General features: G+C 72.8%; 21 protein-coding genes and 2 pseudogenes. 9 read left to right on the top strand and 14 right to left on the bottom strand.

What is annotated here, in order from left to right; translation table 11 throughout:
• Position 1: 1 nt before the first annotated feature.
• Complete coding sequence (locus ACWC24_RS15350) at positions 2-2080, bottom strand: SpoIIE family protein phosphatase (RefSeq protein WP_450663305.1); 2079 nt, start codon at positions 2078-2080, stop codon at positions 2-4.
• A gap of 396 nt (positions 2081-2476) precedes the next feature.
• On the opposite strand from ACWC24_RS15350, the gene ACWC24_RS15345 reads away from it, so the two are divergent.
• From ACWC24_RS15345 to ACWC24_RS15330, 4 genes are all read left to right on the top strand, one after another.
• Positions 2477-3376, top strand: a complete 900-nt coding sequence (locus tag ACWC24_RS15345; RefSeq protein ID WP_450663304.1) for a hypothetical protein — start codon at positions 2477-2479, stop codon at positions 3374-3376.
• Positions 3377-3567: 191 nt separating this feature from the next.
• Positions 3568-3936, top strand: a complete 369-nt coding sequence (locus tag ACWC24_RS15340) for a hypothetical protein (protein WP_450663303.1) — start codon at positions 3568-3570, stop codon at positions 3934-3936.
• Between the two features lie 277 nt (positions 3937-4213).
• Positions 4214-6229 (top strand): oxidoreductase, encoded by a 2016-nt coding sequence (locus tag ACWC24_RS15335; protein WP_450663302.1) that lies wholly within the window; start codon positions 4214-4216, stop codon positions 6227-6229.
• 30 nt (positions 6230-6259) lie between these two features.
• On the top strand, positions 6260-6847 hold the full coding sequence (locus tag ACWC24_RS15330) for a PadR family transcriptional regulator (protein ID WP_450663301.1): 588 nt from the start codon (positions 6260-6262) through the stop codon (positions 6845-6847).
• Positions 6848-6864: 17 nt separating this feature from the next.
• On the opposite strand, the gene ACWC24_RS15325 is transcribed toward ACWC24_RS15330, so the two are convergent.
• The 7 genes from ACWC24_RS15325 to ACWC24_RS15295 form a co-directional block, all read right to left on the bottom strand.
• Positions 6865-7434, bottom strand: coding sequence for a hypothetical protein (locus ACWC24_RS15325; RefSeq protein ID WP_450663300.1), 570 nt, complete (start codon positions 7432-7434; stop codon positions 6865-6867).
• Positions 7435-7597: 163 nt separating this feature from the next.
• Complete coding sequence (locus ACWC24_RS15320; RefSeq protein ID WP_450663299.1) at positions 7598-8611, bottom strand: fibronectin type III domain-containing protein; 1014 nt, start codon at positions 8609-8611, stop codon at positions 7598-7600.
• 345 nt (positions 8612-8956) lie between these two features.
• Positions 8957-9376: a PTS-dependent dihydroxyacetone kinase phosphotransferase subunit DhaM gene (locus ACWC24_RS15315; RefSeq protein ID WP_450663298.1), complete on the bottom strand. Its 420-nt coding sequence runs from the start codon at positions 9374-9376 to the stop codon at positions 8957-8959.
• A complete protein-coding gene (gene dhaL / locus ACWC24_RS15310) occupies positions 9369-9968 on the bottom strand; it encodes a dihydroxyacetone kinase subunit DhaL (RefSeq protein ID WP_450663297.1) in 600 nt (199 codons plus the stop codon). The genes ACWC24_RS15315 and dhaL overlap by 8 nt, the downstream gene beginning before the upstream one ends.
• Positions 9969-10014: 46 nt before the next feature.
• Positions 10015-11007, bottom strand: coding sequence for a dihydroxyacetone kinase subunit DhaK (gene dhaK, locus ACWC24_RS15305; RefSeq protein WP_450663296.1), 993 nt, complete (start codon positions 11005-11007; stop codon positions 10015-10017).
• Between the two features lie 186 nt (positions 11008-11193).
• Positions 11194-11751 (bottom strand): NADPH-dependent FMN reductase, encoded by a 558-nt coding sequence (locus ACWC24_RS15300; protein WP_450663295.1) that lies wholly within the window; start codon positions 11749-11751, stop codon positions 11194-11196.
• 170 nt (positions 11752-11921) lie between these two features.
• Positions 11922-12506, bottom strand: coding sequence for an Rv1733c family protein (locus ACWC24_RS15295; RefSeq protein ID WP_450663294.1), 585 nt, complete (start codon positions 12504-12506; stop codon positions 11922-11924).
• A gap of 588 nt (positions 12507-13094) precedes the next feature.
• Between ACWC24_RS15295 and ACWC24_RS15290 the strand changes: the two genes are divergently transcribed.
• The gene (locus ACWC24_RS15290; protein ID WP_450663293.1) at positions 13095-15479 is read left to right on the top strand and encodes a phosphoketolase family protein; all 2385 of its coding nucleotides are present in this window, start codon (positions 13095-13097) and stop codon (positions 15477-15479) included.
• A gap of 425 nt (positions 15480-15904) precedes the next feature.
• A complete protein-coding gene (locus tag ACWC24_RS15285) occupies positions 15905-16909 on the top strand; it encodes an ATP-grasp domain-containing protein (RefSeq protein ID WP_450663292.1) in 1005 nt (334 codons plus the stop codon).
• A gap of 59 nt (positions 16910-16968) precedes the next feature.
• Here the strand turns inward: ACWC24_RS15285 and ACWC24_RS15280 are convergent, their stop codons facing one another.
• Entirely contained in the window at positions 16969-18876 is a 1908-nt protein-coding gene (locus ACWC24_RS15280; protein WP_450663421.1) for a PAS domain S-box protein, read from the bottom strand.
• 445 nt (positions 18877-19321) lie between these two features.
• On the opposite strand from ACWC24_RS15280, the gene ACWC24_RS15275 reads away from it, so the two are divergent.
• Positions 19322-20344: a zinc-dependent alcohol dehydrogenase gene (locus ACWC24_RS15275; protein WP_450663291.1), complete on the top strand. Its 1023-nt coding sequence runs from the start codon at positions 19322-19324 to the stop codon at positions 20342-20344.
• Positions 20345-20402: 58 nt separating this feature from the next.
• Here the strand turns inward: ACWC24_RS15275 and ppk2 are convergent, their stop codons facing one another.
• Positions 20403-21242, bottom strand: coding sequence for a polyphosphate kinase 2 (ppk2, locus tag ACWC24_RS15270; protein ID WP_450663290.1), 840 nt, complete (start codon positions 21240-21242; stop codon positions 20403-20405).
• A 117-nt stretch (positions 21243-21359) separates the two neighbouring features.
• Entirely contained in the window at positions 21360-21725 is a 366-nt protein-coding gene (locus ACWC24_RS15265; protein ID WP_450663289.1) for a DUF6479 family protein, read from the bottom strand.
• A gap of 126 nt (positions 21726-21851) precedes the next feature.
• On the opposite strand from ACWC24_RS15265, the gene ACWC24_RS15260 reads away from it, so the two are divergent.
• The gene (locus tag ACWC24_RS15260) at positions 21852-22232 is read left to right on the top strand and encodes a ferredoxin (protein WP_450663288.1); all 381 of its coding nucleotides are present in this window, start codon (positions 21852-21854) and stop codon (positions 22230-22232) included.
• A 219-nt stretch (positions 22233-22451) separates the two neighbouring features.
• On the top strand, positions 22452-23630 hold the full coding sequence (locus ACWC24_RS15255; protein WP_450663287.1) for an acyl-CoA dehydrogenase family protein: 1179 nt from the start codon (positions 22452-22454) through the stop codon (positions 23628-23630).
• Between the two features lie 351 nt (positions 23631-23981).
• On the opposite strand, the pseudogene ACWC24_RS15250 reads toward ACWC24_RS15255, so the two are convergent.
• The 3 genes and pseudogenes from ACWC24_RS15250 to ACWC24_RS15240 all read right to left on the bottom strand — a co-directional run.
• Positions 23982-24113 (bottom strand): annotated as a pseudogene (locus ACWC24_RS15250) (FUSC family protein); the annotation flags it as partial.
• Positions 24071-24199: a hypothetical protein gene (locus tag ACWC24_RS15245; RefSeq protein ID WP_450663429.1), complete on the bottom strand. Its 129-nt coding sequence runs from the start codon at positions 24197-24199 to the stop codon at positions 24071-24073. The gene ACWC24_RS15245 and the pseudogene ACWC24_RS15250, both read right to left, overlap by 43 nt.
• Before the next feature lie 491 nt (positions 24200-24690).
• Positions 24691-24987 (bottom strand): annotated as a pseudogene (locus ACWC24_RS15240) (aldehyde dehydrogenase); the annotation flags it as partial.

Here is a 24987-nt window from a genome sequence, read left to right as displayed (position 1 = left end):
GTCAAGGCTCCTGCCGTGCCCGGGCCACCAGCAGGGCCACGTCGTCGTGGTTGTCGGGGTGGTGCAGGGTGTCCAGCAGGTGGTCGCACATGCTTTCCAGCGGGCGCGCCGGGTCGTCGAGGAGGGCGAGCAGCATGGCGAGGCGTTCGTCGAGGGAGTGCCGGCGCGTCTCCACGAGCCCGTCGGTGTAGAGGACGAGCTGGTCGCCGGGCGCGAAGTCGACGGTGACGGTGGTGAACTCGACACCGCCCACGCCCAGCGGCGCCCCGGTGGGCAGGTCGAGCAGCTCCGGGGCCCGGCCGGGCCGGAGCCGGGCCGGCGGCAGGTGTCCCGCGTTGGCGATCCGGCACTCCCGCCGCCCGGGGTCGTGGACGACGTAGACGCAGGTCGCGATGTAGTGGTCGAGGCCCGCCGTGATGCGGTCGAGGTGGGTGAGCAGGACGGCCGGGTCGAGACCGAGCGAGGTCAGTGTGTTGGTCGCGGTGCGCAGCCGGCCCATCGTGGCGGCGGCGCTGATGCCGCTGCCCATCACGTCGCCCACGACGAGCGCGGTCCTCGCGCCGTCCAGCGGGATGACGTCGAACCAGTCGCCGCCGACCTCGGTGGTGGCGCCCGCGGGCCGGTAGCGCGAGGCGACCTCCAGGCCGCCGGTGACGGCGGGGTGGCTGGGCAGCAGGCTGCGCTGGAGGGCCAGCGCGGTGTTGCGGGCGCTCTGGTACCAGCGGGCGTTGTCGATCTGCACGGCCGCCCGGGAGGCCAGCTCCCGGGCGAGCAGCAGATCGTCCTCGCCGAACGGCAACGGGTTGCGGACCCGCTTGAGGTCGAGCGCGCCGAGCACCTCGCCGCGGGCGATCAGCGGCACCGCCAGATACGAGTGGACGCCCGCCCGGGCCAGCAGCTCGGCCGCCGCGGGGGAGCGGGCGATGCGCGGCAGGTCCTCGTCCTTGACCTGCGTCACCATGACCGCCTCGCCCGTGCGGACGCACTCGGTGACGAACCGGTCGGGTCCGTACCGGGCCACCTGGCCGGCCGGGTCGGCCGCCGCCAGCGCCTCCGGAGCGTCCTGCGCCTGTACGGCCAGTGCCCGGATGACCGCCGCCTGCGCGGGGCCCAGACTGCTGGGGCGGCCCTCCACCACCGCCTCCAGCAGGTCGACGGCCGCGATGTCGGCGAGCTCCGGCACGGCGACGTCGGCCAGTTCCCGAGCCGTACGGTCCAGCTCCAGGGTGGTGCCGATCCGGGCGGTGGCATCGGCGATGAGGGCCAGCCGCCGCCGCGCGGCCTCCGCCTCGACGCCCGCCCGGTACTGCTCCGTGACGTCGACCGTCGAGGCGGCCACCCCCAGCACGGTCCCGCGGGCGTCCTCCAGCCGGTACAGGGACATCGCCCAGGCGTGGTCCTCGTCCGGGTCGGCCGGGGTGCGGCCCATGATCCGGCGGTGGGCGACCGGCCGTCCGGTCCGCAGCACCTGACGTGCCTCGGACTCCAGGACGTCGGAGTCCAGCAGCGGCAGCACCTCGGGGAACGTCCGCCCGAGGTGCTCCTCGGCCGGGACGCCGTCGAGCCGCTCCAGCGCCGGGTTGACCGACACGAACCGCAGTTCGGTGTCGAGCACGGCAAGGCCGGTCGGCGACTGCTCCACCATCCGTGCCGTCAGCGCCACGTCCCGCTCCAGCCGGCGCACGGTCGACCGGTCGGTCGCCAGCCCCAGGGCGTAGACGTCGCCCCGGTCGTCCAGCAGCCGCATGTTGCGGAACTCCACGAGCCGGGTGGTGCCGTCCTTGCGCCGGATCGGGAAGGCGCCGGCCCAGCCCTCGCCGGTCGCCATGACGTCGGCGAACAGCTTGACGACCATGTCGACATGCTGTTCGTGCACCATCACATGGGCCGCGTACCGCCCCAGCGCCTCCCGAGCCGGGTAGCCGAAGAGCTCCTCGGCCTGTGGGCTCCACAGCGCGATGCGTCCCTCGGTGTCCAGCACCACCGAGGCCACGTTGAGCACGTCGAGCAGTCCGCTCGGCTGTTCCGGCCCGCGCACGGGCTCGCCGCCGCGGTCCGCCGGTGATCCGGCTGCATCCATCAAACGCACCGCCTTCGGGCGTCCGCGCGGCACGTCGGCTTCGATGCCGACTCCCCTGTTCTACCGCGCACAACCCCTTCTCCTACGCCTCCGGGGCCCTCCTCCACCATCCCTCGGCACGCACGGATCGTCTGCCGGAGAGAAAACCGCGCGGAGTGTCCGGACGGGCACGACGGGTCGCCGAGCGGACGACGGACGTTCCGGTACGGGGTGACGGGCGTTTCGATGCGGGGTGACGGACGTTCCGGTGCGGGGGCGACGGGCGTTCCGGTACAGGGCGACGGGCGTTCCGGTACGGGACGGCAGCCGTTCCTCTCATTGGTCTGTACATGGTGAAAGTGCGGCGGAAGACTGTCCGCCGAAACGCGTGCCCACCCCCCATGGAGGAGCCGTCCGATGTCCCTGCGCCACCGTCCCGCCCGACATCCCAGACATTACGGTCATGTCGCACTGACGGGCCTGGTCGCCCTCGCCACCGCCGGCGTCGTCGCGCTGTCGGCCGCCCCGCAGGCGGCCGCCGCCGACACCTGGACGGAGGTCGGCTCCGACCGTGCCGACCCGCTCACCGAGAGCCAGGGACTGGCCTCGGTGGAGGTCCCCGCCGGAAGCCCCAACCACTACACGGGCATCGGCACGATCCCCATCGGCGTCTCCAGTCGCGGCTGGAACCATGTGGGTGACCCCGACGCCTCGTACGACGGCCACTACGTCGAGCCGTACCAGCGGGACTCCGGCGGCGCGAAGATGTTCCGGGTGCAGGCGCCGGGCGGCGGCTGGTCGGAGTACGTCCACACCCTCGGCTCCGGTGAGGCGATGAACAACTCGTGGGTCGCGATCTCGCCGGACGGCCAGTGGATGCTGTCCGGCGAGTACGGCACGATGACCCGCTTCCTGGTCTTCCCGACCCCGGGCGTCAACCCGGCCACCTCGCCGTCCGTGAACCTCCCGCAGGTCTCGACCGTGAACCTGGACCACCCGGTGCGGGACGTCCAGGGCTGCGACTTCACCACCCCGACCCAGCTGCTGTGCTCCTCCGACGACCCGGAGGGCACCCTGTTCGGCGTCACCAAGCCGCTCCTCCAGGTCGACCTGTCCGGCCAGGCGAACGGCACGTCTGACGTCTCCGGGCACGTCACCGCCCTGCGCCGGCTGCCCCTGCGCAGTTCCTGCTCGGGCACGTTCGAGGCGGAGGGCATCGACTACGACCGCCGCACCGGCACCCTGCGGGTCATCGTCGTCTCCCCGGGCTTCTGCGTCCTGACCGACAGCAAGACCTACCGCTTCACGCGCAGCTAGGTCTCCCGGGACCGCGGGATCGGGCGGGGGCCGTCCGCCGCTCGGCGGCGCGGCCCCCACCCGCCCGCTCGCGTCCCGGGCCGGCGCCGGTGGTCCGCGCCGACCGGTGGTGCTTTTCTGGGGGAGAGGGGCGCGCTGTCGTGGGGAACCCGTGACAGCGGCACACCCCCGCCAGGAGAGGAGCGATCACGATGGGCAGGGAAGAACCGCACCCGCAGTCCGTCTCCGTCGAGATCAGCGACTGCACCAAGGAGGACGCCCGGATCGTGTTCGACACGCTGTGCGCGTGCTACGAGTCCGACCGGTGCGCCGAGGACGTACCGCAGCAGATCCACGAGACGCGGCCCATGGTCTGGCTCGGCACGTTCGACGTGGCCGACAGGCACCGCTGCGGCAGCCCGCCCCGGCTCGCCGGGTCCGTCACGGCCGACGTGCAGGGCGGCTACTGGGCGATCGACCGGATCCGGGTGACCCTGGACGACCTGTTCGCCGTGCACGAGCTGAGCGGAGCCTCGGGCGACCAGGAACGGGAGCTGCACATCCGGCTGAGGAGCAGGTAGCCCACGCCCCGAACCGGGGGCGGGCGCAGGCCGCGAACCGGCCCGCACCCGCCCCCGGCCCGCACCCGCCCCCGGTCCGCGCCTGCGTCCTGCCCCCGGTCCCGCGCCTGCGTCCTGCCCGCGCCGGCCCCCAGCCCGCGCCCGGCCTTCCGCGGCCGCGGTCACCCGTGTCGCGTGACTTCCGCGACATGTCCCCGTACGCGTTATGCAACTAGTTGCACAAGCGGCGACCGGTCCTCTACAACAGGAGGTGACCACACCGCGCACGGAGGCCTCGATGAGCCGTTACCCCCACCTGCTGAGCCCGCTCGACCTGGGCTTCACCACGCTGCCCAACCGCGTCCTGATGGGCTCCATGCACGTCGGCCTGGAGGAGGCCGAGCGCGGCTTCGAGCGCATGGCGGAGTTCTACGCCGCCCGGGCGCGCGGGGGAGTGGGCCTGATCGTCACCGGCGGCATCGCGCCCAACGACGAGGGACGCCCCTACGAGGGCGGCGCCAAGCTCACCACCGACGCCGAGGCCGAGCAGCACCGCGAGATCACCGAGGCCGTGCACCGCGAGGGCGGCCGGATCGCCATGCAGATCCTGCACTTCGGCCGGTACGCCTACCACCGCGACCTGGTCGCGCCGAGCCCGCTCCAGGCGCCCATCAGCCCCTTCCCGCCCCGTGAGCTGACCGACGCCGACATCGAGCGGACCATCGGCGACTACGCCCGCGCCGCCCGGCTCGCCCGGCAGGCCGGCTACGACGGCGTCGAGATCATGGGCTCCGAGGGCTACCTCATCAACGAGTTCATCGCCCGCCAGACCAACCAGCGCACCGACCGCTGGGGCGGCGCCTACGAGAACCGGATGCGCTTCCCGGTGGAGATCGTGCGCCGGGTGCGTGAGGCGGTCGGCGAGGACTTCATCGTCATCTACCGGCTGTCCATGCTGGACCTCGTCCCCGGCGGCTCCTCGCTCGACGAGGTGATCACGCTCGCCAAGGCCGTCGAGGCCGCCGGTGCGACGATCATCAACACCGGCATCGGCTGGCACGAGGCCCGCATCCCCACCATCGCCACCTCCGTGCCGCGCGGCGCCTACACCTGGGTCACGAAGAAGCTGATGGGCGCGGTCTCCGTGCCGCTGGTGACGACGAACCGCATCAACACCCCCGAACTCGCCGAGCAGTTGATAGCCGACGGCGGCGCCGACATGGTGTCGATGGCCCGTCCGATGCTGGCCGACGCCGACTTCGTCGCCAAGGCCGCGGCCGGCCGGCCCGAGGCCATCAACACCTGCATCGGCTGCAACCAGGCCTGCCTCGACCACACCTTCAGCGGACAGATCACCTCCTGCCTGGTCAACCCGCGCGCCTGCCACGAGACCGAGCTGGTCCTCGCGCCGACCCGGCTGCGCAAGCGCGTCGCCGTCGTGGGCGCCGGTCCGGCCGGCCTCGCCTGCGCCGTGAGCGCGGCCGAACGCGGCCACGCCGTCACCCTGTTCGACGCGGCCGGCGAGATCGGCGGTCAGCTCAACGTGGCCCGACAGGTGCCCGGCAAGCAGGAGTTCGACGAGACGCTGCGCTACTTCCGCCACCAGCTCGACGCGCACGGCGTGGACGTACGGCTCGACACCTGGGCCGGTGCCGCGGACCTCGCCGACTACGACGAGGTGGTCGTCGCCACCGGTGTCACCCCGCGCACCCCGGAGATCCCCGGCATCGACCACCCGAGCGTCGTGGGCTACCTGGACGTCCTGCGCGACAAGGCCCCCGTCGGCGACCGCGTGGCGATCCTCGGCGCGGGCGGCATCGGCTTCGACGTCGCCGAGTACCTCACCGACGGCGGCGACAAGGCGCACGAGGACCCGGCGACGTACTTCCGTCAGTGGGGTGTCGACCTGGACTACCGCGCGCCCGGCGGCCTGGCGGCCCCCGAGCGGCCCGCCCCGCCGCGCGCCGTGCACCTGCTCCAGCGCAAGACCAGCAAGGTCGGTGCCGGTCTCGGCAAGACCACCGGCTGGATCCACCGCACCGAACTGAAGCACCGCGGCGTCACGATGGTCCCGGGCGTGCGCTACGACCGGATCGACGACGCCGGACTGCACATCACCGTCGGTGACGAGAGCACGGTCCTCGCCGTCGACACGATCGTGCTGGCCACCGGGCAGGAGCCGCGCCGCGGCCTGTACGAGGAGCTGCTCGCCGCCGGCCGCAGCGCGCACCTCATCGGCGGCGCCGACGTGGCCGCCGAGCTCGACGCCAAGCGCGCCATCAAGCAGGGCACGGAGCTGGCGGCGGCCCTGTAGGCGCCGTCCGCGCGTCCCTAGGATGACTCCATGTCACTCCCGCACGCGATCCTCACCGCCCTGCTAGAGAAGCCGTCGTCGGGCCTGGACCTGACCCGCCGCTTCGACAGGTCGATCGGCTACTTCTGGTCGGCGACGCATCAGCAGATCTATCGCGAGCTGGGACGACTGGAGACCGAGGGGTACATCCGCGCCCTGCCGGCCGAACAGCCGGTCCGCGGGCAGAAGAAGACCTACGAGGTCCTGCCCGCGGGCCGCGCGGAACTGGCCCGCTGGACGGCCGCCGCCCAGGACCCGAAACCGCACCGCGACGCGCTGCTGCTGCGGCTGCGGGCCGCGGCCGTGGTCGGCACCGCGGGTCTCGAGGCCGACCTGCGCCGTCATCTCGACCTGCACAGAAGCCAGTTGGCGGAGTACCGGCAGATCGAGGAGCGGGACTTCCCGCCCGGCGCGGACGACGACCAGGACCGGCTGAGGCACCTCGTGCTGCGTGCGGGCATCGATCTGGAGACGTTCTGGACGGGCTGGCTCACGCACGCGCTGGCGGAGTTCGCGCAACTTGAGCAACGGCTTGAGCAGCGGCGTGAGCAACAGCCGGAGTCCGACGACCGGGTGTGACCACCGGTTCCGCGGCACTAGAAGCGGCGCGGCCGGGAGCGGCGGCGCAGGATGAAGTACGTGGCGACGAGGCCGCCGCCCACCAGCGCTCCGCCCGCCGCCGTCGGCAGGTCGCCGAAGTCCCGTGTGCCGCCGCCGAGGCCTCCCAGGACGCCGCCCGTCGGCGGGGCCGTGGGCGAGGGGGCGGGCACCGGCAGGGACGTCGAGGTGGTGGCCGCCCCGGACTGCCCCGAGACGATCACGGACTGGGTTCCGGCGGTGGCGCCGTTCGAGCAGGTGACGACGACCGTGTAGGTGCCCGGGGCGACGCTGGACCAGGCCGCGGACTGGCCGCCGGCGGTGCCGGAGAGCGTCGCCTGCCGCCCCTCGGAGAAGGCCCCCTGGTTGGGAGTGAGGAGGGAGGCGGTGCCCCAACTGCCGTTCAGCTGCGCGCACGCGCTGGTCGTCACCGAGACCGCCGTTCCGGTCGTGCTCACCGAGATGCCCGGCCCTCGGGCCAGAGCCTGCGCGGGGGCCAGGGCGAGCGGGAGTGCCACGGCGGCCGCGCAGGTCGGGCCGGCGCGCAGAAGGAGGTGGGCAGTGCGCATCGGTGTCCTCCGGCGGCACGGTCGGCGGAACGTCCTGGCGCCGCCGAGGATCGGGGAAGGCCGTGCCCCTCAGATGCAGCCAACGTGCCCGCGGATCGGCCCGCATTCCGGCCGCCCCCAGACAGGTGACCGGATCCGTTGCACGGCGGACCGCGCCGGGAGTTCAGGGTGCCGTCGTGCCGTCCGTGCTCGTCGTGCTCGTCGTGCTTGCCGTGCTTGTGGTGCTCGTCGTCACCGTCAACTCCGGGGAGAATCCGCCCCAGGTGCCGTCCGGCAGCCTGGCCCGCAGCCGTACCCGGTGCCGCGTCCCCGCTTCCCGTCCCACGTAGAAGCTGTACGTAGCCCGGCCGCGCGGCGGGGTCCCGCCCCAGGTCAGGGAGGTGGCCGGACGGCCGTCGAGCTGGATCTGATACTCGGTGACCAAGCCGTCCGTGCGCGGCGGGACCCAGGACAGGTCGAGGTAGCAGGCCCCGTCCGCCGTGCGGGTCGTCGCGCGGAAGGCGGACGGCGCGGTGTCCCGGCCGTCGTCGCTGCCCGGCGCGGTGGTGAGCGCGACGGTGTCACTGGCGGGCGAGAGATTGTCCGAGGCGTCCCGGGCCCGGACGGTGAAGGAGTACCGTGTGCCCGGCCGCAGTCCGGTCACCACCGTCGCCGTCTGCCCGCCACCGACGCTGTGGATCTTCGTACCGCCTTGGTAGACCTCGTACGAGACCACCTTCCGGTCGTCCGTCGAGGCGGACCAGGACAGCTGGACGGCCCGCCCGCCCGCCGCCCGCCCGGCGAGGCGGCCCGGACGGGTCGGGGCCGAGCGGTCCGCGGCCACGGCCGGGGGAGTCGTGGCCCGTACCTCGCGGCTGCGCGGCCCGAGCCGGCCGGCGGAGTCCCGGGCACGCACGGTGAAGACGTACGCGGTGGACGGGTGGAGCCGGACGACGTCGACCATGTGCGTGGAGCCGGGCACCTCCGTCACTTTCGTGGGGCCGCGGTACACCTCGTACCCGTCGACCCCCTGACCCGCGTTCCACATGACGTGCACGCTGGTCGCGCTGCCCGCGACGGCGGTGACCCCGGTCGGCGCGCCGGGCATCCGGCCGGTCTCCTCCTCGGCCCCCGACCAGCCGCAGGACGCGACCAGTGCGACCAGCAGGACCCCGTACAGCGGCAGCACACGGCGCACGACTCGCCTCCCGTCAGGCAGGGCACGGCGGCAATGGTCCGGACCAATATGGCGCCGTTGTTGCCGTCCCTTCAAGAGGGCGGTCGTCCGGAGGTCCCTGCGGCAGTCCGTACGGCGGCTTGTGCGGCGGTCCGGGGGGCGTCATTGGTGACAGCGCGGGGAGGTTACGTATGCTGAACTTCCTCACGGCCGAACTCTCCGGACAGAGCGGGGAGTTCACGCCTGTGGCGCGGACCGCTGTCGTCGCTGATCCCGCGCCGGTGCGGGTGTCCGGGCGGCCGGGACCTGGAAGGGTTCCGGCCCCCGGCCCCGGTCGGACCGTCGGAGCGGGCTGCGCGGCCGCCCTCACACCTTGCGGTAGGAGTACGCCTCCACTGCCGCCGCCTCCACCGCGCCGAGGTCGGCTCCCGTCGACGCCGTGACGACGGCGGCGACCGCGCCCTCGACGAACGGCGCGTCGACCAGGCGGGTGTTCTCGGGCAGCTCGTCGCCCTCGGCCAGCAGTGCCTTCACGGTCAGCACGGCACTGCCGAGGTCGGTGAGGACGGCGACCCCCGCGCCCCCGTCGACGGAAGCGGCCGCGGCGGCGACGAGCTCGGCGCTGGTCCCGAAGCCACCGCCCGTGGTACCGCCCGCCGCCGCGACGGACACCGCCCTCCCGCCGCCCGCCAGCCCCTGCGCCAGCTCGGCCACGGACTCGGCCACCCGCGCACTGTGCGACACCAGCACGATCCCGACCAGCTTCGTGTCACTCGTTTCACTCATCGCCCGCCTCCACGAGAGCGGCGATCAGCAGCGCCGACGAGGTCGCACCGGGGTCCTGGTGGCCGATGCTGCGCTCGCCCAGATAGCTGGCCCGGCCCTTGCGGGCCTGGAGCGGGACGGTCGCCTCGGCACCCTCCTCGGCGGCGGCGCCGGCCGCGCCGAAACCGGCGTCCAGGGCGTCGACCGCCGGCACCAGGGCGTCGACCATGGTCTTGTCGCCGGGAGCGGCACCGCCGAGCGCCATGACGGCGTCCACGCCCGCCCGCAGGGCCGTCGCGAACTGCTCCTCGTCCACCTCGGCGGCCTCGCCGAGCGCCTTGCCGGTGCGGCGCAGCAGGGTTCCGTAGAGCGGTCCGGACGCGCCGCCGACGGTGGAGATGAGCTGCCGTCCGGCGAGCGTCAGGACGGCGCCGGGCGTCTGCGGCGCGTCCTTCTCCAGCGTGGCGGTCACCGCGGCGAACCCCCGCTGGAGGTTGCTGCCGTGGTCGGCGTCCCCGATCGGCGAGTCGAGGGCGGTGAGCCGTTCCGCCTCACGGTCTACGGCAGCGGCGGCCGCCGTCATCCAGCGGCGGAAGAAGTCGGCGTCGAGCACGGGATCTCCTTGCGTGGTAGGTACCTCGGCCGTCGGTTCCACCGGGTCAGACGCCCCAGCGCAGGCCCGGCGTCCTGACGGGCGCGTCCCACAGCCGCAGCAGTTCCTCGTCGACCTGGCACAGCGTCACCGAGGCGCCCGCCATGTCGAGCGAGGTCACGTAGTTGCCGACGAGCGTGCGGGCGACGGGCACCCCGCGCTCCCTCAGCACCCGCTGCACCTCGGCGTTGAAGCCGTACAGCTCCAGCAGGGGTGTTGCGCCCATGCCGTTGACCAGGAGGAGGACGGGGTTGCGTACGGGCATGTCGTCGAGGATGGCGTGGACGGCGAAGTCGGCGATCTCGCCCGAGGTCATCATCGCCCGGCGCTCCCGGCCCGGCTCGCCGTGGATGCCGATGCCCAGCTCCAGTTCGCCCGGCGGCAGGTCGAAGGTGGGGGAACCCTTCGCGGGCGTGGTGACCGCGCCGAGCGCCACACCGAAGCTGCGGGAGTTCTCGTTGACCTGCCGGGCGATCGACTCCACCTGTTCCAGCGGCCGTCCCTCGGCGGCGGCCGCCCCGGCCAGCTTCTCCACGAACAGCGTGGCCCCGGTGCCGCGGCGGCCGGCCGTGTACAGACTGTCGGTGACCGCCACGTCATCGTTGACCAGCACCTTGGCGATCCGGATGCCCTCGTCCTCGGCGAGTTCGGCTGCCATGTCGAAGTTGAGGACGTCCCCGGTGTAGTTCTTCACCACGAACAGCACCCCGGCACCGCTGTCCACGGCAGCCGCCGCCCGCACCATCTGGTCCGGAACCGGGGACGTGAAAACCTCGCCCGGGCAGGCCGCGGAGAGCATCCCGGGACCCACGAAGCCGCCGTGCAGGGGCTCGTGCCCCGACCCGCCGCCCGAGACGAGGGCGACCTGCCCGGCCACGGGGGCGTCCCGCCGTACGATCACGCGGTTCTCCACGTCCACGGTCAGCTCCGGATGGGCCGCCGCCATGCCCCGCAGAGCGTCCGCGACCACGGACTCCGGGACATTGATGAGCATCCTCATGGGTACCTCCCGATCAGATCGACTGAGGAGCTTCTGTCAGGTGCGTGTCGCGATGAGATGCGGTTCGACGGGAGAGCCGTCATCCCCAGTATTGACCTTGCGGTGGCGAAGGTCACGTGTGGACGCCCGGCGGCCGTCGTCCGGTACGAGCGGGACCCGCGCGCCCGGCGGGGAGGTCCGCCGGGTTCAGGAGGCGAGTACGTCGTTCTCGCCCCGGGTCCTGGCCACCGCCCGGGCGAGGTCGTCGAGCAGGTCCTGAAGTGCCGTCAGGGTGGGCCCGTCCGCGAGGCGGCCGTCCACCACCTTGCGGGTGGCCCCGGGGATGCCCAGCCCGTCCGGGAGGACCTTCGCGCCCATCACGGTGAGGGTCTCGGCCAGCCAGGCACGGGCCCGGTCGCCGCCGGTGCCGGCCGGGGACGCGCTCACCAGGGCCACCGGCTTGCCGTCGATCTCGCCGCCGCCCACCAGCCACTCCAGCGCGTTCTTCAGCACGCCCGAGGTGCCGTGGGCGTACTCGGGGGTGGCTATCAGCAGGCCGTCCGAGGCACCGAGCCGGGCGCGCAGCTCCGCCACGACCTCCGGGAGGTCGTTCTCCTCCACGTCCGCGTCGAAGAAGGGCAGACGGCCGAGGTCCGGCTCGACGGTGATCTCCCACGGCTCCACGAACAGGTCGGCGGCCGACCGCAGTACGGCCGCGTTGAGCGACCCCGACCGCAGACTTCCGCACAACGCAAGGATCTTCATGCCGATCAGCCTACGTTTTCCCGCGTCGCCGGTTCGAAGGTCACCGGAAGGCAGGAGAGGGCGCGGGAGACGGTGGGGCCAGGGCCTCCCGTCCGGATCGGGCCGGCCTGATCACCGACGGCGACGAGTGGGCGTATTCCTGCGCCGGGACGCCCGTGTTCCCGGGTCGGTCAGCCGGTCTTGTGGCCCCATCGCGGACCCACCAGGTCCCATTCCCTGCCCCACCGGTCCATGCGCCGCCGGTCGAGGCGCCACCGGACGACGGACCCGGCACCGACGACCAGTCCGGCCAGCCCCAGCGCCGCACCCGTGCCGAGCAGGGCCGACTCGAAGGCGCCCTCCGCGACGCTCGGCGGCTCGGCGCTGAGCGTGCCCCGCGCGTTCAGCCAGACCGTGACCGCGGTACCGGCCCTCAGCCCGCCCGGCACCGGAGCCTGGTCCGAGTGGGTGGAGCCGTCGGCCGCCGTCCAGCGGATCCTCGCCGGGACGCGCCCGTCCACTCCCTCGGTCGTGGCGGTGGGCGGCGCGACGTCGTCGAGGACGACGGCCGCGACGGAGTACCGTTCGGCGCGCTGGCGGGCGAACTCCTGGTCGGCCGCGTGCGTCGTCACCAGACCTGCCAGCGTTCCACCCACCACGACGGCCACCCAGACGGCGAGCATGACCCATGCCTCGACGATGTCGTCACGCCGCCGCAGCGGACTGCTCCGCCACCGCCACAGGCGGCGCTTCCTGTTGCCGTTGCCGCTGCTCATAGGCTCGCACCTCCCCTTCACCGTACGCTCGTGCCGCCGGGGCCGCATGGGGCCCGAGGACCTCGCCGGTACGACCCGCGGCCCCCTCGGCCGAGACACCGGCCCACCGTTCCGGCCTCCCGTTCCGGCCTCCCGTTCCGGCCTCCCGTTCCGGCCCACCGTCCCGGCCTCCCGTTCCGGCCCACCGTTCCGGCCCACCGTTCCGGTCCCCGCCCCCGTCCGCGCCCCGACCCGGCCGCCGTCCCCGGCCTTCGCCACCTCGGCCCCGGGCCCGGACTCAGGCCCCATCCCTGGCCTCAGGTCCCACCCCGGCCTCCGGCCCGCTCCCGCGTCCTTCCGGACACCCGCACGGGCTCTCCCGGACACAGGGGCGCAGCCTTTCCGGCACCGGCAGCGGCACCACCCCTCCCGGCCGTCGCTGGACACCGGACCGGCCCCCGGTCGTCCGGGGGTGCCGTGTCCCCCGGACGGTTGCCGGGATTCGGCCGGATGGGCCGGTACTCCTGCCCGCTCCGCGCCGGACGGAGGAGGGTGGGAGTCACACGGACCGGCACCTCCGACGAACACCGATCCGGAAGGGGATCCAAGATGTCCGTCGACACGCGGCAGGAGTCCGCCGCGCTCACCGACGACGAGCTCAGGACGCTCGACGCCCACTGGCGCGCGGCGAACTACCTGGCCGTCGGCCAGATCTACCTCATGGCCAACCCGTTGCTGTCCGAGCCGCTGCGCGCCGAGCACATCAAGCCGCGGCTGCTCGGCCACTGGGGCACCTCGCCCGGACTGAACCTGGTGTACACCCACCTCAACCGCGTGATCCGGGCCCGCGACCTGAACGCCCTGTGCATCTGGGGCCCCGGTCACGGCGGGCCCGCGGTGGTCGCCAACTCGTGGCTGGAGGGCTCGTACAGCGAGACGTACCCGGACATCACCCGGGACGCGGCCGGCATGGCCCGGCTCTTCCGGCAGTTCTCCTTCCCCGGCGGTGTCCCGAGCCATGTGGCGCCCGAGACCCCGGGTTCCGTCCACGAGGGCGGCGAGCTCGGCTACGCGCTCTCGCACGCCTACGGAGCCGCGTTCGACAACCCCGACCTGCTCGTCACCTGCGTCATCGGCGACGGCGAGGCGGAGACCGGGCCGATGGCCACGTCCTGGCACTCCAACAAGTTCCTCGACCCCCGCAACGACGGCGCGGTCCTGCCGATCCTCCACCTCAACGGCTACAAGATCGCGAACCCGACGGTGCTCGCCCGCATCCCCGAGTCCGAACTGGACGAACTGCTGCGGGGCTACGGCCACGACCCGATCCACGTCACCGGCGACGACCCGGACACCGTCCACCGGGCGATGGCCCGCGCCCTGGACACCGCGGTGGACCGGATCGCGGCGATCCAGCGCGTCGCGCGCGAGGAGCACGCCACCGAACGCCCCCGCTGGCCGGTCATCGTGCTGCGCACCCCGAAGGGCTGGACGGGCCCGGCGACCGTCGACGGCGTGCCGGTGGAAGGCACCTGGCGCGCACACCAGGTGCCGCTGGCCGGCGTCCGGGACAACCCGGAGCACCTGGCGCTGCTGGAGGCGTGGCTGCGCTCGTACCGTCCCGAGGAACTGTTCGACGAGCACGGCCGCCCCCGCCCCGACGTCCTGGCCTGCCTCCCCGCGGGCGCCCGCAGGCTGGGCGCCACCCCGCACGCCAACGGCGGGCTGCTGCTGCGCGAACTCCCGCTGCCCGCGCTGGAGACGTACGCCGTCCCGGTCGAGAAGCCGGGCCTCACCCTGCACGAACCCACCCGGGTCCTGGGCGAGTTGCTCCAGCACGTGATGGCGTCCACCGCCGACCGGCGCGACTTCCGTCTCGTGGGCCCCGACGAGACCGCCTCCAACCGCCTCGACGCCGTCTACTCCGCCACCGGCAAGGCCTGGCAGGGACAGACCCTCGACGTCGACGAACACCTCGACCCGCACGGGCGAGTGGTGGAGATGCTGTCCGAACACACCTGCCAGGGCTGGCTGGAGGGCTATCTGCTCACCGGCCGGCACGGACTGTTCTCCTGCTACGAGGCGTTCACGCACATCGTCGACTCGATGGTGAACCAGCACATCAAGTGGCTGCGCGTGACCCGCCGGCTGCCCTGGCGCGCGCCCGTCGCGTCCCTCAACTACCTGCTCACCTCGCACGTGTGGCGCCAGGACCACAACGGCTTCTCCCACCAGGACCCCGGTTTCGTCGACCACGTCCTCAACAAGAGCCCGGAAGTGGTGCGGGTCTACTTCCCGCCGGACGCCAACACCCTGCTGTCGGTGGCCGATCACGCGCTGCGCAGCCGCGACTACGTCAATGTGATCGTGGCGGGCAAGCAGCCCTGCTTCGACTGGCTGTCCATGGACCAGGCCCGCGTCCACTGCGCGCGCGGCGCCGGCATCTGGGATTGGGCGGGCACCGAGGACGGCAGCCGGGAACCGGACGTCGTGCTCGCCTGCGCCGGTGACGTCCCCACCCAGGAGGTGCTGGCCGCCGCGCAGTTGCTGCGCCGGTATCTGCCGGAGCTGGCGGTGCGCGTGGTGAACGTCGTCGACATCGCCCGTCTGCTGCCGAAGGAGGAACACCCGCACGGGATGAGCGACTTCGAGTTCGACGGCCTGTTCACCCCGGACCGGCCGGTGGTCTTCGCCTACCACGGCTATCCGTGGCTGATCCACCGCCTCGCCTACCGGCGCAGCGGCCATCACCACATGCACGTCCGCGGCTACAAGGAGATCGGCACCACCACCACGCCGTTCGACATGGTGGTCGGCAACGACCTCGACCGCTACCGCCTGGTCATGGACGTCATCGACCGGGTCCCGAACCTCGCGGTGCGGGCGGCGGGCGTACGGCAGCGGATGGAGGACGCCCGGCAACGTCACCACGAGTGGATCCGCGAGCACGGCGTCGACCTCCCGGAGGTCGCGGAGTGGGCGTGGGAGGGCTGAGCGCCTGAGGCGGATCCGGCCGCGAGGGGCCGAGCCGATCCGGTCGGGGTCGGTGCACACGGTCCGGTCGGGGACCGCGGAGGCGGTGGTTCGGCAGGGCGCACGCACGGGGGCGGACGGCGCAGAGGCAGGAGCAGGCGCGGTCCGGGCATGCGCCCTGTCACGGCCTCTCGCCGGGCGCCTACAGTGTGGCGCCACGGCTCTGCGAGGGGGATGCCGCAGGGCCGAGTCCCAGCACGTGGTCCCCGGCCGTCCCGCCAGGCCGCCGACCGTACCGGGCGCGGCCGCGCACACCGGCTCGGCTCCATCGGAGCGCAGGGGTGCCGTCGGCCACGCGTGCGACAGGCACCACCCCTGTGAATCCGCTCGGACCGCGACGTCGGCAACCCCGCGGACCGAGCGCGCGTCGATCCCTGGAGGCCGCTGTGTCCCGACCGTGCATCGCCCTGATCGCCGACCCCACGTCCACCGAAGGCTGCCGGGAGTACCTGGCCGAGGCGGTGGAACTGCTCACCGGCGCACCGCCGGTCCGGATCGACGCCCGGCACTTCGGAGCCGGCGGGACGGGCCGTGGCGTCCTCGAAGGGGACCGGTTACGGCTGTACGTCCCGCAGGAGGGGACGGACGTGCTCCCCGACGTGGTCGTGCTCTACGAGATCCAGCCCCACCGCCGTCACGAACTCGCCGCGCTCCAGCGCCTGCTGGAGGCCCCGGAGGTGGTGTCCCTCGGCACCGGCCCGGCCGCCTGGCGCACGGCGACGCAGAAGAACCTGACCGTGGAGCGCTTCGCCCGCGACGGCGTCGCCCAGATGGAGACCGTCGTCCTGTCCCGGCCCGGACGAGCGGAGGCGGCCGCCGCGTTCGGCCGGCTCGGCGGTGACGTCTGGGCCCGGCCCGTGGTCGGCACCGGCGGCAACGACACCTTCCACATCACCACCGGGGCCCAACTCGACGACGCCACCGACTACTACGCGCGATGCGGCTCCGACTGGCTGCTGTCCCGCGACGCGGGCAACGTCACCGCGGACGGCATGCGCCACCAGTTCCGGGTGTTCGTCCTGGGCGGGCGGGTCGTGCACGCCCGTGAGCACCTCCAGCCGGAGCCGGACACGCCCTGCAACACCTGCCGGGGTGCCACTCCCGTCCATCTGACGCCGCAGGAGCTGCCCCCGCGCCTCGCCGAACTCGCCGTCGCCGCGACCGAGTCGGTCGGGCTGCCCTTCGCCGGAGTCGACCTGGCGGTCGAGAACGGGGGAGTGGTCTTCGAGGTCAACGTCCAGCCCGCGTTCGTGGACGGCGAACTCCAGGCCGTGGCCGTCCCGTACATCCAGGCGCATCTCGACGCACTCGCCCTGCTGCGCGGGGAGCGTCAGGTCCTTCCGCACCCGGCCCGGCCGGCCCTGGACCGGGGCGGTCAGCTCTCCGCCTGAACCAGCCGGGCCGCGGCATGAACACCCCGCCGCGGCCCGAGGGCGGGTCGCGGCGGCCCTCACAGCTTCAGGGTGAACCAGGTCGTCTTGCCCTCGTCGGTCGGCCGGACGCCCCAGTTGTCGGCGAGGGTGCGTACCAGGATCAGGCCCCGGCCGGACTCCTCGTCCTCGCCGGCCAGCCGTGGCTGGGGGAGTTGCGGACTGCGGTCGCTGACCTCGACGGTGAGGTCGGTGGCCGTGCGGTGCAGATGCAGCCCGAGCGGGCCCTGCCCGTGCTGGACGGCGTTGGTCAGGGTCTCCGAGAGCAGCAGGAGGGCGTCGTCGGCGCCGGCCGTGCAGTTCCACGAGGTGAGCGCCTTGTACAGCAGGGCGCGGCCCTCGGGCACCGAGGCGGGCAGGGCCGCAAGGTCGGCGGTGACGGCCGCGAGCGGCGCGGCCGGCAACTGCGCCAGCAGCAGCGTGACATCGTCGTTGTGGCTCTCGGCGTCCGGCAGCAGGCTCGCCAGCACGTGGTCGGCGGCGGCCTCCAGGCACGGGGTCCCGGTGAAGAAGCTGTTGAGTACGACGGTCAGTTCGCCCAGCCTGACCTCGATGTCGCTGCCCGGCGTCTCGATCAGACCGTCCGTGTACATCACCAGGGTGGCGCCCGGCGGAATGGCGCAGCTGGACTGCTCGTACAGGATGCCGCCGACGCCGAGCGGCGCGTTGACCGGGGCGGGGAGGTCGCGGATCATGTTCCCCGCTCCGGCCACGAGGACCGGCAGATGCCCGGCCGAGCAGACGGTCACCGTGCCCGCGTCGGGGGCGATCACGAGGTAGCAGCAGGTGACCAGTTGGTCGGGGACGTCCAGGTCGGTCACGCAGGTGTCCAGGGCCTGCATGAGCTGCCGGGGCTGCATCCCGGTCTTGGCCAGCGCGTGCGCGGCCGAGCGCAACTGGCCCATGACCGCCGCGGCTTCGAGTCCGCGGCCCATGACGTCGCCGATCAGCACCCCGACCCGGTCGGCGCCCAGCGGGATCAGGTCGAACCAGTCGCCGCCCACACCGGCGCCCTGGGTGGCGGGCCGGTAGCGGCTCGCCGTGGCTAGCCCCGGCAGGGCGGGCGGGGTGCCCATGAGACTGCGCTGGAGGGTGAGCGCGATGTGCCGCTGCTGTTCGTACAGCGCGGTGAGCTCGGCCTCGGCCCGTTTGCGGTCGCTGATGTCGCGCACGATGGCGCAGGCCCCGACCACCGTGCCGTGGGCGTCCCGGGTGGGCCAGAGCGTGACGTCCACGTCCAGCAGCCCGCCGGTCCTGGTGACCCGCAGGGTCTCGAAGTGCTCGACCCGCTCACCGTGCCGCAGCCGTTCCAGCAGCGCGCTGATCTCGTCCTCCAGTTCGGAGGGGGCCAGCAGCGAGACGTGCCTGCCGATCGCCTCCTCGGCCGTGTAGCCGTACAGCCGCTGGGCGGCCGCGTTCCAGTAGGTGATGTACCCGTCGAGGGTCTTGGCGAGGATCGCGTCCTGGGAGGACTCCACGAGCGCGGCCAGCTCGTTGATGCGGGCCTCGGCGGCCTTGCGGTCGCTGACGTCGCGCACGGCGGCGGACACGAGCAGCCCGTCCGCGGTCTCCAGCGGGCTGAGGCTGATCTCCACGGGGAACTCGGTGCCGTCCTTGCGGATCCCGTGCAGCTCGAGCCCGGCCCCCATGGGACGCACCTGCCGGTTGGCCGTGTAGCCGCCGCGGTGCTTGGTGTGCTGGGGGCGGAAGCGTTCCGGGATCAGCAACTCGACCGGATGCCCGAGGAGTTCCTCGCGGTGGTAGCCGAACAGGGCCTCGGTCTGGGCGTTGACGAGCTTGATGACCCCGGTGTCGTCGACGATCACCATGGCGTCGGGAGCGGCCTCCAGCAGGCCTCGGAAGCGCTCCTCGGCCCCACCGGGCACACCCTCCGGCGTCCGGGTCCCGCAGCGGCACCGTTTCTGCATCTGGTGCTGCCTCGGGCCGGGCAACGGCGCCGGTCCCGCCTCAACCAAGTCGGTCATCTCTCACCCCATCTGCGTAACGGTCTTGGACATCTCAGCGTCTTCCGGCCACCCTCATGGCGCGATGTCGCTTACTGTCCGTGTCCTGCTCGAACCTGTCCGTCATCGGCCCCTCCCGGCTGGAGGTACGAGGCACCCGCGGCCGGCGGCTCCGCAGCGGGTGCCGTGCGCGGCCGGGCCGGCCGGGCGGGTCGGGCCCCGGCGCAGGTCGGCGCAGGTCGGGGCGGTCGGGTCGTGGGACGGCGGTCCGCGCGGCTCTCGCGCTGCGGGCGGCCGTGGCCACCGGCACCCTGGGAGACGGCGGTGCCGAGGAGCGAGCGCCGGCCGCCGACGATCCCCGGCCCCTTCCGCGCCGGCCGGGTCGGCAGGGACACGGAGGAGCTGAACCATGAAGGCAGCAGTCGTGCGGGCTTTCGGCCGGCCTCTGGTGATCGAGGACCGCCCCGATCCCGTGCCCGGCCCCGGCCAGGTGCGGGTCCGGGTCGAGGCCAGCGGCCTGTGCCACACCGACATCCACGCGGCGCACGGCGACTGGCCGGTCAAGCCGAGCCCGCCGTTCGTGCCCGGCCACGAGGGGGTCGGCCTGGTCGAGGAGCTCGGTGTCGGCGTCACCCACCTGAGCGTCGGACAGCGGGTCGCCGTGCCGTGGCTCGGCTGGGCCTGCGGCCGGTGCGAGCACTGCCGGTCCGGCTGGGAGACGCTGTGCGAGCAGCAGATCAACACCGGCTACGGCTGCGACGGCGGCTACGCCGAGAAGATGCTGGCCTGGGCCGACTTCGCCCAGCCGGTGCCCGACGGGGTCGGCGCCCTCGACGCCGCCCCGCTGACCTGCGCGGGCGTCACCACGTACAAGGCGCTGAAGGTCGCCGGTGTGCGGCCCGCGCAGCTCGTGGCGATCTCGGGTGTGGGCGGGCTCGGGCACCTCGCCGTGCAGTACGCGAAGATCGCCGGAGCCACCGTCGCCGCCGTCGACATCTCCGACGACAAGCTGCGGCTGGCCACCGAACTCGGCGCCGACCTCGTCATCGACGCCCGCACGGAGGACGTGGGCGCGGTGCTCAAGGAGCACGGCGGTGCGCACGCCGCCGTCGCCCTCGCGGTGAACGAGGACTCGTTCGCGGCCGTCAACTCCGGACTGCGCCGGGGCGGCAAGCTGGTCATGGTGGCGCTGCCCGCGCACGGCACCGTCCAGGTCCCCGTCTTCGACACGGTCCTGAACGGCACCTCGGTGATCGGTTCGATCGTCGGCACCCGCCAGGACCTCGCCGAGGTCTTCGAGCTGCACGCGGCGGGCCGTACCAGGGTGATCTACGAGACCCGGCCGCTGGACACCGTGAACGACTCCATCGACGAGGTGCTGCGGGGCCGGGTCAAGGCCCGGATCGTCTTCGACCTCGGCGCGGCGGGCTGAGGGCGGGGGCCGGGGCCGCCCGAGCGGAGGTCCGGGACCGCTCGGCCGGCCCCGGCCGTCACAGCCCGGCGCAGTGGTCCGGGACGTAGGTCCGCAGTTCACGCGGTGGCCGGGTGTACCCGGTCGACGGGGGACGTTCCGGCAGTCGCAGCACCGGTGGCGGAACGTCGCGGTAGGGCAGGGATCCCAGCAGATGGGCGATGGTGTTCAGCCGTGCCCTGCGCTTGTCGTCGCTCTCCACGACGTACCAGGGCGCCTCACGGGTGTCGGTGTGCACCAGCATCTCGTCCTTGGCCCGTGAGTAGGCCTCCCAGTGGGTGATCGACGCCAGGTCCATGGCGGACAGCTTCCAGCGGCGCAGCGGGTCCTCCAGCCGGCGCCGGAAGCGCTCCTGCTGCTCGGTGTCGCTCACCGAGAACCAGTACTTGCGCAGCAGGATCCCGTCCTCGACGAGCATCCGCTCGAAGACCGGGCACTGGCGCAGGAAGAGCCGGTACTCCTCTCCGGTGCAGAAGCCCATCACGTGCTCCACCCCGGCCCGGTTGTACCAGGACCGGTCGAACAGCACGATCTCCCCGGCGGCCGGCAGATGCTCCACGTACCGCTGGAAGTACCACTGGGTGCGCTGGCGCTCGGTCGGTCTGGGCAGCGCGGCGATCCGGGCGACCCGGGGGTTGAGGTACTCGGCGACCCGCTTGATCGTGCCGCCCTTGCCGGCCGCGTCCCGCCCCTCGAAGACGACGACGAGCCGGGCGCCCTCCGCCCGGACCCACTCCTGGAGTCTCACCAGCTCGGTCTGGAGGCGCAGCAGTTCCTGCTCGTACGTCTTGCGCGGCAGCCTCGCCGTGTCCTTGGCGTCCTTGGCGTCCTTGGCGTCCTTGTCCTCCGTGTCGGCCATGCCGTCCCTCCCGCTCTCCGACCGGTCCGTGGCCGCGCCCGCGCGGACGGATCCGGGGCCGGCGTTTCGACGCCGGCCCCGGATCCGTGCCCTGTCGGGCGTGGGTTCAGTGGTGGTTCAGTGGCCCCCGAGCCCGCCGCCGCCGAACGACCCGCTGGTGCCCCTGGCCCAGCGGGGCCGCGTCGTGGAGGTGCTGCTGCGGGTGCCGAGATTGCCGTACCCGTGCAGGTCGTGCGGAAGCACCCGGCCGGGGCCCTTGGGCATCTCGTCCGGTTCGCGGTTCTCCTGGGCCTCGCGGACCGCGCCGCCCGGCGGGAGGTGCGGTTGCTCCTCAGGAAGTGGTGGGCGCGACTCACGGCGTCGCACGATGGCGCCCCAGTAGAAACCGCTCAGCAGGATGACCACGACGGCCAGTCCCGCCAGCAGTGGTCCGAGGTACAGCCAGCCGCTTGCCGCGGCAATCTGCTCGTTTGCGGTAATCATGCCCTTCGGATACCCGCTGGGATCGAGGTGAACCGTACATTCCGCTACGGTTTGCCCGGTTTCGTGTTCCGCCGCGCTCCGCCGGGCTTCGGGTTTGGCCGGGGGTGACGCGGCTACCCGCAGGGTGTGGCATTGACGACATCTGAGCAGGAGTTGTTCCGGTTCCTGGAGGACCGGTTCGCGTGCGCGCAGACGTGTGCCGACTGCGCCCGGGTGTGTGCCGTACGCGCGAGCCTGGTGGATCCGGGTGGGAGTAGTGAGGAGCGCGAACTCGTACGACGCAAGGCGATCATGTGCGCGGAGGTGTGCGACGCCACCTGCCGGGCGCTGGCCGAGCAGGGTGACGACGCGGACGAGGCGGGTGTCCGCATCCAGCTGGAGTGGTGCCGCACCGTCTGTCTGGAATGTGCACAGATGTTCGACGAGCAGCCCGAGGCGGAGGCGGCGGCGGACACCTGCCGCGCGTGCGCGCGGGCCTGTGCGGACTTCATGACCGCGCTGGGGTGAGCCGACGCGGCCCCGCCGTACCCGTGCCGGTCCGTGCGGACTCCTCCGCTCGGGCTCGCACGCCCGGCGGCTCCCCGCGCGCGGGTGGGTCCGCGCGGGCGTGCGCCCCTGCGCCGGTCCGGCCGTGCGCGACCGGTGGTGTGAGTCCCGTTCCCAATTTCTGGAACACGTTCTACGGTGTGCGCCGACAGGACCGGCCGAGCGGAACCTGGAGGCGCCGTGCACCTCGATCACACGCCCGATCAGCAGCGGCTGCGCACCGAACTGCGCGCCTACTTCGCCGGGCTGATACCGGCCGACGCCTCCGCCCGCCATGCCGAGCCCGCCGCCCAGAAACGGTTCTACCGGGAGACCGTCCGGCGGCTCGGGTCGGACGGCTGGCTCGGGGTGGGCTGGCCGAAGGAGTACGGCGGACGCGGCCTGTCGGCGATGGAGCAGTTCATCTTCTTCGACGAGGCCGCCCAGGCGGGCGTACCGCTGCCGCTGATGGCCCTCAACACCGTCGGCCCGACGATCATGCGGTACGGCACCGACGAGCAGAAGTCGTACTTCCTGCCGCGCATCCTCTCCGGCGAGATCGACTTCGCGATCGGCTACAGCGAGCCCGGCGCCGGCACCGACCTCGCCGCGCTGCGCACCCGAGCGGTACGGGACGGTGACACCTACGTCGTCGACGGGCAGAAGATCTGGACCACCAACGGGGACACGGCGGACTGGGTGTGGCTCGCGACGCGCACCGACCCGGCCGCCCCGCCCCACAAGGGCATCACCATGCTGCTGGTGCCGACCACGGACCCCGGCTACTCCTGCACCCTCATCAACACCCTCGCCGGACACGACACCACGGCCAGCTACTACGAGAACGTCCGCGTCCCCGTCTCGCGCCGCGTCGGCGAGGAGAACCAGGGCTGGCGGCTGATCACCAACCAGCTCAACCACGAGCGCGTGACCCTCGCCGCGCACGGCACCATGGCCATCCGGGCCCTGCACGACGTGCAGCGCTGGGCGCGGGAGACCAAGCTCGCCGACGGCCGACGGGTGGTCGACCTGCCCTGGGTGCGCCGCCGGCTCGCGCAGACCCACACCCGGCTCGACGCCCTCAAGCTCATGAACTGGCGGATGGTGAGCGCCGTCCAGGACGGCACCCTCACCCCGCAGGAGGCCTCCGCCGTCAAGGTGTACGGCTCCGAGGCCCGACGTGACGCCTACGCCTGGCTGCTGGAGATCGTCGGAGCCCCCGGCGCGCTCCAGGAGGGCTCCGCGGGCGCGGTCCTGCACGGCGAACTGGAACGCGGCTACCGCTCGGCGGTGATCTTCACCTTCGGCGGCGGCAACAACGAGATCCAGCGGGAGATCATCGCGTGGATCGGCCTGGGGATGCCACGGGTGCGCCGGTAGCCGCGTGTGTGACGAGGCTTTTCGGTTGGCACAAAAGCGGGATAGGCGGCACCGCACCGAGGGCGCGGACCGCGGAGGGCGGCGGGCCTGGCTTGCAAACTGTCCGAAGCGGCTGACCTGCTGTTTCCTCGGAGCTGGTGAGGTTCGGGCGTGCTGTGCGTTCGTATCTTCCACTCGATGCTCGTGCGTAGGGAGACACGAAGGCGCAGCTTCTGGTCGCAGGGAGTCCCTACGGGTCTCAGGCGTCTGCGTCAGCAGAGCTGCTCGCTGCTTCGTCCCCCCAGTGCGAGGCCTGTGATCGTCGCGCTGGGGTCAGCCTCGGGACGGGGCACCCCCAGCATGCTGAATGTGCGCGTACGTCCGGTGGAAGTCCGGCCGCATCACCATCACCGAGGCGATGGGCGCCCAGTAGCCGTGGCCCAGAGGGAGCCGGGCGGCGATCAGACAGCCGAGCGTGGCCACCGCCGCACCCCGGCGGCCGTGCGCAGCGCGAGCAGGGGCTCCAGCCGCGTCTCCTCGATCGTGAGCCCGGATCGCACGACCTTCCCGAAGGCCCGCAGCCACGTCACGGATGTGAGCCTGGCCGGAGCGCCCTGTCAGGTCGCGTCGGCCGCGCCGCTTCCTGTGCGCTGCGGACAGGCGGGCGCACACCCCGGATCGGGCCGAACCCCTGCACCACTTCCCGGACGCGACCTGACATGCCGGACGCCACTACTGATTCCCAATGTGGTTGTCAACGCTTGACCCGTGACTGGCTGTAGCTGGCTCAGCTTGACGGAAGTTCTCGCGGGCCGGCGAAGACGGCAACCGTGGCTTTGACTTCAGGAGCGGGTTCGGACCCGGCCTGTCGAGTACGCGCCCGGCAAGCCGGTCCAAGGGAGGCGCGGGAGGCGTCTGCCATCCATGGAACCGGGCCGGGCGCGGGCGATCGCCCCTGGTCCAGGTCCGGCCGGAGAGCAAGCGAAACGCCGTCCGTCAGTGCCGGTGGAGCCGGGGTCGGTCGCCACTCGTCGGCCGGACCCGTCCCCGGGAACAGGCGGACGGCAGCCCTCGGGTTTCCTTACCGCTTGTGGCCGTTGCCGTGTCCGTTGGGATGCAGGACCACCTTGGTCCAGCCCTCGTCACGGGCGTCGAAGTGCTCGTAGGCGGTGGGGGCCTCGTCCAGGCTGAGTTCGTGGGAGACGACGAAGCTCGGCTCCGCCTTCCCGCCGGCGATCAGGTCCCGCAGCGCCCGGTTGTACCTCTTCACCGGCGCCTGCCCGGTGCCCATGTGCTGGCCCTTGAACCACATCATGCCGAAGTCGATCGGGACCTTGCCCTGAGCCTCCAGCTCGCCCTGGGCCTCCGCGCCGCCGGG

The sequence above is a fragment of the Streptomyces sp. NPDC001443 genome, assembly GCF_053597355.1.
This window is presented reverse-complemented; position numbering and strand designations above follow the sequence as displayed.

What these genes read in the sequence shown, in the direction of transcription:
- ACWC24_RS15350 (WP_450663305.1), bottom strand. Translation starts at nt 2,080, where the DNA reads ATGGATGCAGCCGGATCACCGGCGGACCGCGGCGGCGAGCCCGTGCGC.
- ACWC24_RS15345 (WP_450663304.1), top strand. Translation starts at nt 2,477, where the DNA reads ATGTCCCTGCGCCACCGTCCCGCCCGACATCCCAGACATTACGGTCAT.
- ACWC24_RS15340 (WP_450663303.1), top strand. Translation starts at nt 3,568, where the DNA reads ATGGGCAGGGAAGAACCGCACCCGCAGTCCGTCTCCGTCGAGATCAGC.
- ACWC24_RS15335 (WP_450663302.1), top strand. Translation starts at nt 4,214, where the DNA reads ATGAGCCGTTACCCCCACCTGCTGAGCCCGCTCGACCTGGGCTTCACC.
- ACWC24_RS15330 (WP_450663301.1), top strand. Translation starts at nt 6,260, where the DNA reads ATGTCACTCCCGCACGCGATCCTCACCGCCCTGCTAGAGAAGCCGTCG.
- ACWC24_RS15325 (WP_450663300.1), bottom strand. Translation starts at nt 7,434, where the DNA reads ATGCGCACTGCCCACCTCCTTCTGCGCGCCGGCCCGACCTGCGCGGCC.
- ACWC24_RS15315 (WP_450663298.1), bottom strand. Translation starts at nt 9,376, where the DNA reads ATGAGTGAAACGAGTGACACGAAGCTGGTCGGGATCGTGCTGGTGTCG.
- dhaK (WP_450663296.1), bottom strand. Translation starts at nt 11,007, where the DNA reads ATGAGGATGCTCATCAATGTCCCGGAGTCCGTGGTCGCGGACGCTCTG.
- ACWC24_RS15300 (WP_450663295.1), bottom strand. Translation starts at nt 11,751, where the DNA reads ATGAAGATCCTTGCGTTGTGCGGAAGTCTGCGGTCGGGGTCGCTCAAC.
- ACWC24_RS15295 (WP_450663294.1), bottom strand. Translation starts at nt 12,506, where the DNA reads ATGAGCAGCGGCAACGGCAACAGGAAGCGCCGCCTGTGGCGGTGGCGG.
- ACWC24_RS15290 (WP_450663293.1), top strand. Translation starts at nt 13,095, where the DNA reads ATGTCCGTCGACACGCGGCAGGAGTCCGCCGCGCTCACCGACGACGAG.
- ACWC24_RS15280 (WP_450663421.1), bottom strand. Translation starts at nt 18,876, where the DNA reads ATGCAGAAACGGTGCCGCTGCGGGACCCGGACGCCGGAGGGTGTGCCC.
- ACWC24_RS15275 (WP_450663291.1), top strand. Translation starts at nt 19,322, where the DNA reads ATGAAGGCAGCAGTCGTGCGGGCTTTCGGCCGGCCTCTGGTGATCGAG.
- ppk2 (WP_450663290.1), bottom strand. Translation starts at nt 21,242, where the DNA reads ATGGCCGACACGGAGGACAAGGACGCCAAGGACGCCAAGGACGCCAAG.
- ACWC24_RS15265 (WP_450663289.1), bottom strand. Translation starts at nt 21,725, where the DNA reads ATGATTACCGCAAACGAGCAGATTGCCGCGGCAAGCGGCTGGCTGTAC.